The sequence below is a fragment of the Anaerovorax odorimutans genome (assembly GCF_024459955.1).
Classification (GTDB): Bacteria; Bacillota; Clostridia; order Peptostreptococcales; family Anaerovoracaceae; genus Hominibacterium; species Hominibacterium odorimutans_A.
Map to the genome: position 1 here is coordinate 105,837 of NZ_JANFXK010000013.1, position 12,432 is coordinate 118,268.

10 protein-coding genes and 1 riboswitch are annotated in these 12,432 nt (G+C 50.1%); of the genes, 9 read left to right on the forward strand and 1 reads right to left on the reverse strand.

Going from position 1 to position 12,432, the window contains the following annotated elements:
* Positions 1-55: 55 nt before the first annotated feature.
* The 3 genes from NE619_RS12245 (at position 56) to NE619_RS12255 (ending at position 4,079) form a co-directional block, all read left to right on the forward strand.
* Entirely contained in the window at positions 56-2,746 is a 2,691-nt protein-coding gene (locus NE619_RS12245; RefSeq protein WP_256132711.1) for a hypothetical protein, read from the forward strand.
* Positions 2,747-2,941: 195 nt separating this feature from the next.
* Complete coding sequence (locus NE619_RS12250; protein ID WP_256132712.1) at positions 2,942-3,715, forward strand: nitroreductase family protein; 774 nt, start codon at positions 2,942-2,944, stop codon at positions 3,713-3,715.
* 10 nt (positions 3,716-3,725) lie between these two features.
* Positions 3,726-4,079, forward strand: coding sequence for an ArsR/SmtB family transcription factor (locus tag NE619_RS12255; protein ID WP_256132713.1), 354 nt, complete (start codon positions 3,726-3,728; stop codon positions 4,077-4,079).
* A gap of 267 nt (positions 4,080-4,346) precedes the next feature.
* Here the strand turns inward: NE619_RS12255 and NE619_RS12260 are convergent, their stop codons facing one another.
* Positions 4,347-5,471 (reverse strand): M20 metallopeptidase family protein, encoded by a 1,125-nt coding sequence (locus NE619_RS12260; protein ID WP_256132714.1) that lies wholly within the window; start codon positions 5,469-5,471, stop codon positions 4,347-4,349.
* Positions 5,472-5,635: 164 nt separating this feature from the next.
* A riboswitch (Lysine riboswitch) is annotated at positions 5,636-5,815 on the forward strand.
* 163 nt (positions 5,816-5,978) lie between these two features.
* On the opposite strand from NE619_RS12260, the gene lysA reads away from it, so the two are divergent.
* Genes lysA through dapD form a run of 6 tightly spaced genes read left to right on the forward strand, consistent with a single transcriptional unit; the run spans position 5,979 to position 11,705 of the window.
* Positions 5,979-7,262, forward strand: a complete 1,284-nt coding sequence (gene lysA / locus NE619_RS12265; RefSeq protein ID WP_256132715.1) for a diaminopimelate decarboxylase — start codon at positions 5,979-5,981, stop codon at positions 7,260-7,262.
* 56 nt (positions 7,263-7,318) lie between these two features.
* The gene (locus NE619_RS12270) at positions 7,319-8,527 is read left to right on the forward strand and encodes an aspartate kinase (RefSeq protein WP_256132716.1); all 1,209 of its coding nucleotides are present in this window, start codon (positions 7,319-7,321) and stop codon (positions 8,525-8,527) included.
* An 11-nt stretch (positions 8,528-8,538) separates the two neighbouring features.
* On the forward strand, positions 8,539-9,360 hold the full coding sequence (dapF, locus tag NE619_RS12275) for a diaminopimelate epimerase (RefSeq protein ID WP_256132717.1): 822 nt from the start codon (positions 8,539-8,541) through the stop codon (positions 9,358-9,360).
* A gap of 1 nt (position 9,361) precedes the next feature.
* On the forward strand, positions 9,362-10,237 hold the full coding sequence (gene dapA / locus NE619_RS12280) for a 4-hydroxy-tetrahydrodipicolinate synthase (protein WP_256132718.1): 876 nt from the start codon (positions 9,362-9,364) through the stop codon (positions 10,235-10,237).
* A 39-nt stretch (positions 10,238-10,276) separates the two neighbouring features.
* Entirely contained in the window at positions 10,277-10,996 is a 720-nt protein-coding gene (gene dapB, locus NE619_RS12285) for a 4-hydroxy-tetrahydrodipicolinate reductase (protein WP_256132719.1), read from the forward strand.
* Between the two features lie 16 nt (positions 10,997-11,012).
* On the forward strand, positions 11,013-11,705 hold the full coding sequence (gene dapD / locus NE619_RS12290) for a 2,3,4,5-tetrahydropyridine-2,6-dicarboxylate N-acetyltransferase (RefSeq protein ID WP_256132720.1): 693 nt from the start codon (positions 11,013-11,015) through the stop codon (positions 11,703-11,705).
* Positions 11,706-12,432 lie beyond the last annotated feature (727 nt).

Consider the following 12,432-nt stretch of genomic DNA (forward strand, 5'->3'; position numbering starts at 1 on the left):
GTAACCTTTTGGGCGTATACTGTTATTAAAGATGAGGAAAGAACAGGAGAATCCCATGAGAAAACAAAAACGTTTGATAAGAATTATAAGCATTACAGCAATTTTGATGCTGTTTGGCCTGCAGGCGGCAGGCAGCAGTTTTGCTGCGGAAAAGGAAACGGAACCTGCGGCTGCGCAGACAGAAACAATTTCTCAGAACAGCGCGCAGGAAAACGGCGAATCCGCAAAGACGGAGACACAGCAGGAAGACAAAAATGCGAACGCAAAAGACGAGAGCGTAAATAGAGAAACAAAAGATACAAAAGAAACGCAGGAAACAAAAGCAAAGTCCGCGAAAAAGGCGGGAAAAGCGAAAGCTGCAGCCTCAGCCGTATCCGAGCTGGATCTGGCTGACGGCGATATTCTCATTACAAACAAAACTGTTTCACAGGGAACTTCTTCATTTGATCATAAAAATTCCGTTACAGTAACAGGTAAAGGCAACACGCTTACCACAGAGGGATACAAAGGAACCATCGTATTAAAAAACGCTGAGATCGAGAAATCCATGAAGCTGACAAAGAACTCCGATGTGACGCTGGTTCTGGAAGGAAAGAATCAGATCACCGGAGATAAAAATACGGCACTGCAGGTTACAGCAGGAAATAAAGTGACAATCCAGGGAGACGGAGAACTGACCGCGGAAGGCAGCACGAATGGAGCCGGAATCGGCGGTACTGCCAATGACGGCTCTTATAAAAAGGCGGACCGCGCCTGCGGAACAATAATCATCACCGGAACGGCAAAGATTATTGCTAAAGGAGCAGGCGGCGGAGCAGGGATCGGTGGCGCCAATCATTGCGACGGCGGTGTGATTACCATTACCGGCGAGGCAGACGTGACAGCCACAGGCGATGGCGGCGGAGCGGGAATCGGCAGCGGATTGGGAAGCCATCAGGTTGGCGACACTGACGATGACAAGGGCCCCGGTCACTATCATGGAGGAACCATTACCATAAGCGGGAACGCTAAGGTAAAGGCAAAAGGCGGCAGAAGCGGAGCGGGAATCGGCGGCGGAATGTACGGCGACAGCGGAAACGTTATTATCAACGGCGGAACCGTGGAGGCCATCGGTGCCCAGGGAGAAACCAGAAATCATGGCGGATCGGGAATCGGCGGAGGTTATGAAGGTCACGGAAACGTTACCATTACCGGAGGCAATATAACGGCTGTGGCCGAAGGAACTGCCGACAGAAGCAGCGCGGCCGGTATCGGCAGCGGCGGAACACCCAACAACAATCAAGAACGAGCTAAAAAGAAAACCGGCAGAGGAAACGCTGCCCTTCTCGATAAGACAACCGTAGCCATTTCAGGCGGCAATGTAACTGCTAAGGGAGCAGCCGGAAGCGGAGCCGGAGTCGGCGGCGGGTCCGGTGCCGACGAAGTTACTGTACGCATCAGCGGCGGAACGATCGACGCAACAGGCGGAGCAAGCAACAGAAGCGATAAGCTGGGCGGAGCCGGAATCGGTTCAGGAGATCCCAATACCAGCAAATACGCTTCCGATACGAAGCTGGACATTACGATTGAAGACGGAACTATAAAAGCGACCGGCGGATGGGGCGCGTCCGGAATCGGATCCGGTGCCAAGAACATCCAGGCAGGCCATATTTCCATCAGCGAAAAAGCAACCGTTACAGCCCTGGCCGATGGCACAAAATTTGCCATCGACACCTTCGACAGGAGCGAAAGCAAACGAAAAGCAACAGGCGGAGCGAAAATTCTGCAGGGAACGTTCATGAACAAAGCCGCATATGAGGGCCTGGACGTAACTGTTTATAAGGATGAGATGCCTGACAGCGGAGTTGATCTGTTTTACAGCGAAAAAGTAACGGAACTGGCTCTGCCGGAAGGATACCGTTCCTTTGCGGTAACCGTTGAAAAGAACCAGCCTTACCTGGTTCAGGGCGGAGATGAGTGGTTCAGCATGGATGTTGACGGAGCAAAAGAAGATGAGGCCGTTGAAGGCGCGTCACACACAGCCCACTATGCCACAAGCGATGCACACCTCAGCGACAACTGCTGGCTGTACGTGCGAGATGATGTTTATGCGGAACTGATTGTTCCTGACAACAGCGATCCGAGGCAGGATGATACCACCACCACAACTACAACAACTACCACGACGACAAGTACGACAACTACCACAACGAGGCAGACCCCAGCGGGCGGTACGGCCGCAAATGGGGCCGCAGGAGGCGGTGCCGCCGCTGCGCCTGCTGCAGCAGCAGCGCCGGCCGCGGCAGCTCCGGTTGTGATCCCGCAGGGTCAGGTACCGCTGGCAGCCGGAGTGCAGGCCAACGACCAGGACGCTGCGCCGGTAACCATCGAAGACCAGCCGACCCCGTTGGCATCGGGAACAGATGCTCACTGGGCGCTGCTCAACCTGATCCTGGCCATCGTGACCGCACTTCTCAGCATCCTGCTGTTGGTTCTCTACTTCACGAAGAGAAAACAAGAAGCTGACGAGGAAGAAGAGCAGCCGGAAACAGAGATCAAGCGCAGAGGCATTCTGCGGATATTCAGCGCAGTAGTAGCCGTAGCCTCAATTATCGTGTTCATCCTTACGGAGGATATGTCCCTGCCGATGCAGTGGACGGATAACTGGACGATCGTAATGGCCGTGCTGGCCGTTATCCAGGTCCTGACCGCTATTTTCTCCAAGAAAAAGGAACAGGAAAAAGAAGAAGAGGAAACTTACGCTTAAAAATTAAAAACAGCAGGTCATTCCGGCGATAAAAAGCCGGGTGTGACCTGCTGTTTTCGTATCTGAAAGTAAGTAAATTTTCTACCCACTGTAAAGAAGAATATAATGAATGGTAATGAATTTCTTTACCGATGTTGTTCCAATTATTCCTGTTGGATATAATGGTTAATAAACTTTAACGAAAGGAACAGGAATATGAAACAGCATCGATTGATGGTCGATACAAACAAGTGCGTCGGCTGTGGAGTATGTGCCAGGGTATGCGCTGCACAGAACCTGGAAATAGATCGTAAAAAGGTAAAACTACGACTGGATGACTGCATTCTGTGCGGGCAATGTACCGGGGTCTGCCCGACAAAAGCCATTTCCATCAGCGGTTACGATAGTGAACAGATTGATAAAAAAGGGGATACCCGTCTGAACCCGGATGAGGTCTTGGACGTTATTCGTTTTCGGAGAACCATCCGGCAATTTAAACAAAAAGAAATTCCCGGGGAAGTGATTGAAAAAATTTTGGAAGCAGGCAGGCTTACTCATACAGCGAAAAATATGCAGGACGTATCCTTTGTTGTACTCGATCAGGAGAAGAATCGTATGGAGCAGGCGGCGGTTAGCATGTTTAAGAAGATAAAGCCTTTGGCAGATTTGTTCAGCCCGATGGCAAGGAACACGCAAATAGACGATCACTTTTTCTTTTTTAACGCGCCTACGGTCATTGTGATTTTAGCAAAGGACAAAACAAATGGTATTCTCGCCGCGCAGAATATGGAGTTTGAAGCGGAAGCCAATGGACTGGGCGTGTTATTCAGCGGTTTTTTCACAATGGCTGCCAATGCTTCGCCTAAAATTAAGAAAGCGCTTAAAGTTCCAAAAGGAAAGCGGGTGGCAATGACGTTGGTACTTGGCTATCCTGACGTGAAATTTCTCCGCTCCGTGCAGCGCAAAAAATTAGATGTCAGATATATGTAGAGGACTTAAAATGGAAAAAGAATGTGAAGAGAGACTGCGGAAAATTATAAATGGGTTTCAGGAATGCAGAAGCGCGTTTACTGCCATTGGGGACGAAACAAGGCAGCTTATTTTGCTGGTGCTTTTAGAGAGTGATTTGTCAGGAATTCGTGTGGGGGAAATTGCTGAAAAAACCCATTTGACAAGACCCTCCGTGTCTCATCACCTGCAAATACTCAAAGAGTCCGGGATTGTCGCAATGCGCAGAGAAGGAACAAAAAATTACTATTACTTGAGCGCGGATGAAACAAGATGGAAAGAGATTGCCGATTTAACCGGCCTTATTTATGCAAGTGTCCGGCATATCAGTTCGCAGCCCGAGTGAGGCGATTGCGTGCGGGAAACATGTCCGTATTACAAAGATTACCCATATTCCCTTTAAAACGAGAGAATATGGGTAATTTTGCAACGGTCCTGGCGATCCATTTTTTGAAATCCGCCTATTTGGCGGGAAATCATCCAAAACGGACCCTTCCAAGCCACAACTTTTATCCATAAAGAGGGATTTTCCGCCGGAAATGGGTAAAGTGGATGAATATGGAGAATCCATCTTCCCAACATCTGACTCCGAACTTCCGAACCGCGTCCCACCCTACTGATGAAACAGAAGCGTTTTATAAAGTTCCAGCCCCTGGCTCAGAACCTGCTCGTCAAAATCAAAGTTGTTGCTGTGGAGCGCGATTCCGGTGCCGGTTCCCAGGAAGAAAAACAGGGAAGGCACCCGCAGTCCATAAAAAGAGTAGTCCTCCGAGATCATAGCGGGAGTTTCCATCTCTTCATAAGGCAGATGTTCCTTTACTGCGGGCAGCACCTGACGGTAAAGCTCTCTGCTGTTGAACACCGGCGGATATCCTTCGCTGTGGGCCGCTTTAATCTGACAGCCATATTCCTGGGACAGCTTCTCAGCCGTTTCCTCCAGGATTGCTACAAGCCCTGCGAAATCTTCATCGGAAAAGGCGCGCATCGTCCCTAGCAGAGCGCTGTAGCCGGATATCACATTGCGGGCCGTGCCGCTTTCCATTTTGCAGATCTGAATGATCGTCCGCTCCTCAGGCGTAGGATTGGGCCTGGAACGCTCCCGGTGGAGCGCGTACACCTGCTCAATATACTTGCAGCCGATGAAAAGCGCGTCGATGCCGTTTTCCGGAGCCGTAGCGTGGGAAGTGCGGCCAAAGACTTCAATGGTAATCTCGGAAGAACGGGGCATCATCGGGCCTGCTTTGCCGCAGATCTTTCCTGCCTCTATGAACGGCCACATATGAATGCCGAAGATCCGGTCCACATGATAAGCTTCAAGAATCCCGGTCTCGCAGATTTCCTTCGCGCCGCCCGTCGTTTCCTCCGCCGGCTGAAAGATGCACAGAACGTTGGACGGGAGGTCCTTTACCGTGTCCACATACTGAGCCAGGGCAAGGACCATCGCCGTATGGCCGTCATGGCCGCAGGCGTGCATTCTGCCGCTGTGGACAGAGGCGTATTCCACCTGGTTTACCTCTGTTACAGGCAGGGCGTCCATATCCGCCCGGTAGGCGGCCGTCGTAGCCTTTCCCCGGTCAAAATACGCGTAGAGCCCGGATTCCATGACCTCGAAAACCTGACAGTCCAGCGTCTCAAGGACCGACTTCACGTAGGCTTTCGTCTTGGGCAGGTCACGGCTGAGCTCGGGAATTTTATGTAGTTCTCTCCGATGGAGAGTAAGCTGCTTTTGAAAATCCATCAAATTTATCCCTTTCTGTTTTTTAGAACATGATACTATCCCTGCGGCGGCTTGTCAAAGAAAAACTGGCGGCCTTGCATAAACAAAACACAGAAATCCTAAAAAAATTGTACAAATTCACAAAAAAGGGTTGCAATACAGGCCAATATCTAGTACACTAAGCACAAGTTGATAGAGGCGCGAAGCAAAAGAAGGATCAGAGAGCCGGCAGGCATAGACCTGATCTGGAGGTAACCTTCGCCGAATCGAAGTTTCCAGGCATGGCGCTTCGGTGGGCATATAGTTAATAGCTATGTGACTGTCTGTTTTGGAGTTAACTTCAAAACAGTTGAGCTATCCGTTCGTGACATTTGATTAACTCAGTTTCATCTGGACGGCGTTTTTCGTCATCAGAGACTGTTATTTAGGTCAGCGAGGATTGCTCGCTGGCTTTTTTTCATTCGATCAAAGGCTTGCGGGACCATATCAACAAAAACACAAAATAAAAAGGAAAAGAGAAGTAACAACATGGCAACGTTAGAAATCGGAGGAATTGACTGCCAAAGGCTGGCAGAAATTTCAGGAACACCGCTCCTGGTCTACGACGAAGCAAAAATTGAACAGCAATTCACAGCAGCCACGGAAAATTTTCAATCCGATCAGTTTGAGACGGAGGTGGTCTATGCGGCCAAAGCGTTTTCCTGCAAAGCGATCTTTGAGAAAGTACGGCAGGCGGGCGCCGGCCTGGATGTAGTCAGCGGCGGTGAGCTGTACTGCGCGCATCAGGCGGGCGTACCTATGGAAAAGGTTTATTTCCACGGAAACAACAAGTCCGAGGAAGAATTGAAGATGGCCCTTGAACTGGGCTGCGGCACCATTGTTCTGGATAACAAAATGGAATGTCAGCGGCTTACGGAGCTGGCGGCACAGCTGAAAAAACCCATTCAGGTCCTGCTGAGGGTCAACCCGGGAATCGAGGCCCACACCCATGAGTATATACGGACATCCGGCTCTGATTCCAAATTCGGTATTTCCATCGCGAAGAAAAACGAGATCAAATCTCTGGTCAGCCAGGCCATGCTCAGCGATTACGTGCAGTTCAAAGGCTTTCACAGCCACATCGGCTCGCAGATCACTGAGACAACAGCGTTTGAAGAGGCGCTGGCCATCATGCTGGGCTTTATCCGCGAAATGCGGGACGACTACAACATTCAGACGAGATCTCTCAGTATAGGGGGTGGATTCGGCATCAGATACACTGCCGATGATAAACCGATCCCCTTGGGGGAAATGGCAGACATACTGGCCCGGACATGTGAAAAGCTTTCGGCTGAGAAAGGCGTCCGGCTGGAAAAGCTCCTGATCGAACCGGGAAGATCCATCGTAGGGGAGGCGGGATATTCACTTTATACAGTGGGGTACAGTAAAGACACCGACACCAAGCATTTTCTCTTTGTGGACGGCGGCATGAGCGACAATATAAGACCGGCCCTTTACCAGGCCGAATACAGCTGCGATATAGCCAACCGCCTTGGAGAACCAAAGAACAAAACCTACTGCGTAGCCGGAAAGAACTGCGAATCAGGCGACATCCTCGTCAAAGAGGCGGAGCTTCCTGATACGGCCCGTGAAGGCGACCTGCTGGTTATGTACGCCACAGGGGCTTACGGCTATTCCATGGCAAGCAATTACAACCGGGCCGGAAGACCGGAAGTGGTTTTTGTAAAGGACGGAAAAGCCCGCAGAGTCCTGAGAAGGGAAACTTACGAAGATCAGCTCAGGCTGGATACGGACGAACAGCTGACAATTTAGATTTTAGCCGGAGCGTAAAAGCGCGGGATCTTATCATAAAAGAAAGGATAATGAAGATGAATGTAGTACAAAAATACAATGGCAGGTGCGTCGATACCATTGATAAAATAAAAGCCATAGCAAAGCATGTGGCTGAGACGAGACAGGAAGGCGACGGACTGGTTATCGTAGCCAGCGCCATGGGGCGGACAACCGATCGCCTGATGAAAATGGCTCAGGAAGTAGGAGAAGATATTCCGAAAAGAGAGCTGGATGCGCTTCTTGCCACCGGAGAGCAGCAGTCAGTAGCGCTGCTTGCCATCGCCCTCAACAATCTGGGAGTACCGGCGGTATCCATGACCGGATTCCAATCCGGATTCATTACCAACGATTATCACACCAACGCCAGGATCAAAGAGATCAATACGGAAAAGGTGGAAGAAATCATCGCCCAGGGAAAAGTCGCCGTAGTGGCGGGTTTCCAGGGTGTCAGTGAGGACGGAGACGTAACCACCCTCGGAAGAGGCGGCTCCGACATCACAGCCGTAGCCATCGCGGCTCATCTGGAATGGCCGTGCGAGGTGTACAGCACCACGGACTGCCTCTACACAGTAGATCCGGAGGTTTATCCCCAGGCAAAACGTCTGCCCAGCATCACTTACGAAGAGATGATGGAGCTGGCCAATCTGGGAGCCGACAAGCTGGAGACGCGCAGCGTTGAGCTGGCCAAGAAATACGGCGTTAAGTTATTTTTAGGAAAATCATTGGAAAGGGATAAAAGTAAAGGAACATACATTATGAACAACGATAATTTATTAGTAGAAGATATGCCGGTTACAGGCATGAGCATCCAGGAAGATATCGCTATTTTCACACTGAAGAATGTAAGAAACGACGGCAGAACCGTTGCTGAGTGCTTCAAGATGCTGGGAGAGCTGGACATCAACGTTGACATGATTTCGCAGCAGAGCACAGGGAAAGACACATGTTCCGTATCCTTCAGCTGCACCAGAGCCCAGGGAAAAGAACTGAAAAAGCACATTGACGCTGACAAGGCATTTACAGGTGTGACGGTTGACTGTGAAGAGGATCTGGCAATGATTTCTCTGGTAGGCGTAGGCATGGCCACACACTCCGGAGTTGCCAGCGAAGTGTTCAACGTTCTGGCGGCCAACGACATTAAATACTATCACATCACCACTTCCGAAATCTCCATCTCAGTAACGGTGGATATGGAATGGAAGATCAAGGCAGCCATCGCACTGGCCGAAGCCTTCGATCTGTAAGGAGCGTATAAATGATTCAATTTGCCAAGTATCACGGATGCGGGAACAACTTTATCATTGTGAAGGAAGAAGATGCGCGCGGGCAGGACTACAGCGCGCTGGCACAGGCCGTATGCAGTACGGCTACCGGTATCGGTGCGGACGGACTGATTATCGTCAGGGAAGATCCGCAGCTGGAAATGGTCTTTTACAATATGGACGGCAGCCGCGCTCCCATGTGCGGCAACGGCATCCGGTGCTTTGCGGCATATTGCTTTGATAACGGGATTCGAACGGAAAAAGTTTATCCGGTCCAGACCCTGGCCGGGGAAATGATCGTCAATATGATGGAAACTTCCCCCTTTCTGGTTAAGATCAGCATGGGTAAGCCCAGTTTCAAATCGGCTGATTTCGGCGTTTTGAACGGATCGGAGACTTTCCTCGACCAGCAGCTGGAAACTACGGAAGGCGCTTTCACCGTCAGCAGCTGCTTCATGGGAACGGTCCATACGGTAGTATGGGTTGACGAATTTCCTTCGGAAACGGCAGCCGGTCAGCTGTCCAACCACCCCGTTTTCACAGAGAAAACCAACGTAAATTTTGTAAAGAGAATTGATTCCAAAACTCTGGCTATCAAGACCTATGAACGAGGCGTAGGCTTTACCTTCGCCTGTGGCACGGGGGCCTGCGCGTCTCTGGTTATGGGACTGAGACAGGGAAAATGCGAGAGCAAGGTGACCGTTCGTCTGCCATACGGACAGCTGATTATTGAGCAGCTGCCGGACGGCGAGGTGACGATGGCGGGTCCTGCGGTGAGAGTTGCGGAAGGTACATATATTCAGGAGGAAATTTAAAATGATAAGAGGCTCAATGGTGGCGTTGATAACACCATTCAATGAAGACGGAAGCGTCAATTACGACAAGCTCAGGGAGCTGGTCGAATGGCATATAGCCGAACAGACTGATGCGATCCTCGTACTGGGGACTACAGCGGAAACTCCGGCCCTGACCGTAACAGAAGAAGATGAGATTGCCAGAATTTCCATAGAAACCGCAGCCGGCAGAGTTCCGATCATCGTAGGCAGCGGTTCTAACAATACAATGATCGCTATGGAACAGAGTATCAAGTACGAAAAGATGGGTGCGGACGCCCTGCTGGTCATCACTCCATACTATAACAAGACCAATAAAGCCGGAATGGTTAACCATTTCTACACCGTAGCCGATGCGGTCAATATTCCGATCTATGTTTACAACGTTCCCGGCAGAACCGGCGTTTCTCTGACTTATGAAGCATTAGCGGAGATCAGCAAGCATAAGAATATTGTAGGCATTAAGGAAGCCAGCGGAGATATGTCGTTTATCACCAAGATTTCCAGACTGATTAATGACGACTTTAATGTTTACTGCGGAAACGATGATATTTCCATTCCGCTGATGTCCATGGGCGGAGCAGGAATCATTTCCGTACTGGCCAACATTCTGCCGCGTCAGACACATGAGATGGCAATGGCATACCTTGAGGGAGATGTGAAAAAGGCAGCTGATATGCAGAAATATTATCTGGACTTTATCAATGCTCTGTTCATCGAAACCAACCCGATTCCCATCAAGGAAGCCATGAATCTGGTGGGAATGAACGTGGGCGGCTACCGGATGCCGCTGTGCGGGATGGAAGAAGACGCAAAAGCAAAGCTGATCGAGACCATGAAAGCCATCGATCTGCTCTAAGGTATTTCGTGTAGGAAGGACTATGGGAGGAGAAGGATTATGAATGTAGCCATTTTAGGCGCAGGTGCTATGGGCAAGGTGCTGTCCGGAACGATTGAGGAGCAGCAGGATATGTCCCTTGCGGGAATTATAGAACCGAGAAACGGAGAAAAACTTCATGATATAGAAGGCCAGGTGGATGCGGTGATCGATTTCAGCAATCCAAACAATCTGGAAATGCTGATGGATTATTGTATCGCCAAGTCCTGTCCGGCTGTCATCGCGACGACCGGATTCACTTTGGAGCAGCAGCAAATGATCGTAGATATGGCACAGCAGGTGCCCGTTGTCTTTGCCGCCAACTTTTCGCTGGGAATCACTGTGATGAAGCGGGTTCTGGAAGAGATCACGCCGATCCTGGAGGATACTTTTGATATCGAGGTCATTGAAAAACATCATAATAAAAAGCTGGATTCACCCAGCGGTACGGCCAAGATGCTGGTTGGCGCGCTCAACGGTCAGGGAACCTATGAAGAGGTCCACGGCAGAGAAGGAAATCGCAAGAGGGGCAAAGAGATCGGCATCCATGCCGTTCGCGGAGGTACCATTGCCGGAGAACATGATGTGATCTTTGCCGGTGATGATGAAATCCTGGAGATCAAACATACTGCCGGTTCAAAGAAGATTTTTGCTGCCGGAGCAGTGAAAGCCGCAGCGTTTACACAGACTGCGGGGCCGGGCCTGTACAATATGGAAGATGTACTTTTTGGCGATAAATAGAGGAAGCGAGTTACAGATGGAAGCAAGAGAATTAATAGAATTTATAGGAAACGCGGAAAAAAAGACTCCCGTAAAAGTTTATGTAAAAGAAAAAGAGCCGGTGGATTTTGCCGGATGTCAGGTTTTCGGGACAGGGGATAAGATCGTCTTCGGTGACTGGAAAACGCTGGGCCCTGTTCTTGAGGCCAATAAAGATAAGATCGAAGACTATGTTGTGGAAAACGACTGCCGCAATTCAGCGATTCCGCTCCTGGATACCAAGCATATCAACGCCCGCATCGAGCCGGGCGCGATTATCCGTGATATGGTGGAAATCGGCGATAACGCAGTAATTATGATGGGCGCGGTTATCAATATCGGCGCAGTAATCGGCGCCGGAACCATGATCGATATGGGCGCTGTTCTTGGCGGTCGGGCGACCGTAGGAAAGAACTGCCACATCGGCGCCGGCACCGTACTGGCCGGAGTCATTGAACCGCCTAACGCGACACCGGTTATCATTGAAGACAATGTAGTCATCGGGGCCAATGCGGTGGTACTGGAAGGCTGCAGAGTCGGCCAAGGCGCTGTGGTAGCCGCCGGAGCCGTGGTAATTGAAGATGTCCCGGCAGGCGCGGTTGTCGCCGGCGTTCCCGCCAGAGTTATCAAATCCGCTGAGGATACCAGCGCAGAAAAGATCGAGATCGTAGATGCGCTGCGGCAGCTGTAGAGATTAAGAAGGCAGAGGATGATGAAAGTTGTGGGTTTTGCGGCTTGCGGGTTTTACGGGCTGTAGGCTGGCAGGCTGCGGTTTTGCAGGTCTGCGAGTTTGCGAGTTTGCGGGCCCCGGGCTGCGGGGTTGCGGCCGGATTTAAAACAACAGTATGAAGATGATAGGGCAGGTAGGGATACCTGCTCTTTTGTATTATGAAGAAAGGGAGGGGTGCCTCTCCCTTTTGGCAAGTGTGATGGTAAAAAATGTAAAAACGTGTACAAATTAATAAAACCAAACATTTTGTACACGTAAAACCGTCTTTTTTCTATAAAGAACCCGTAGTTTTAACTTAAAATAACGCTTAAACTCATAAAATATGGTAGAAATTAGAAAAAAATGATAAATTATAACCTATAAAACGTGTACAAAAATAGAAATTTTTAAACTTTGTACACGTTTTGTAAAAAAATATTAAAACAAAGATGCTTAGAAGCGCCTGGACCTGGATTGAGTTGGCTCTGGGATCCGCTGGGCTCTGGAGTTGGCTATTTCTTAACCTAGCCTTGCGACCAAGGCGCTTTTTTGAGGCCAATGGTCGCGGGATCTGCCAGGAAAATCAGGATTTGGTCGCAAACCTGCGGCCATCCTTTGCTGTGAGCGGGCAGCCGGGCAGCCAGCTGCCCGCCGGCGGTAACTTTTCACAAAAATAACGGAAAGTTACGCAAAGATGTGGGTTTGCGGG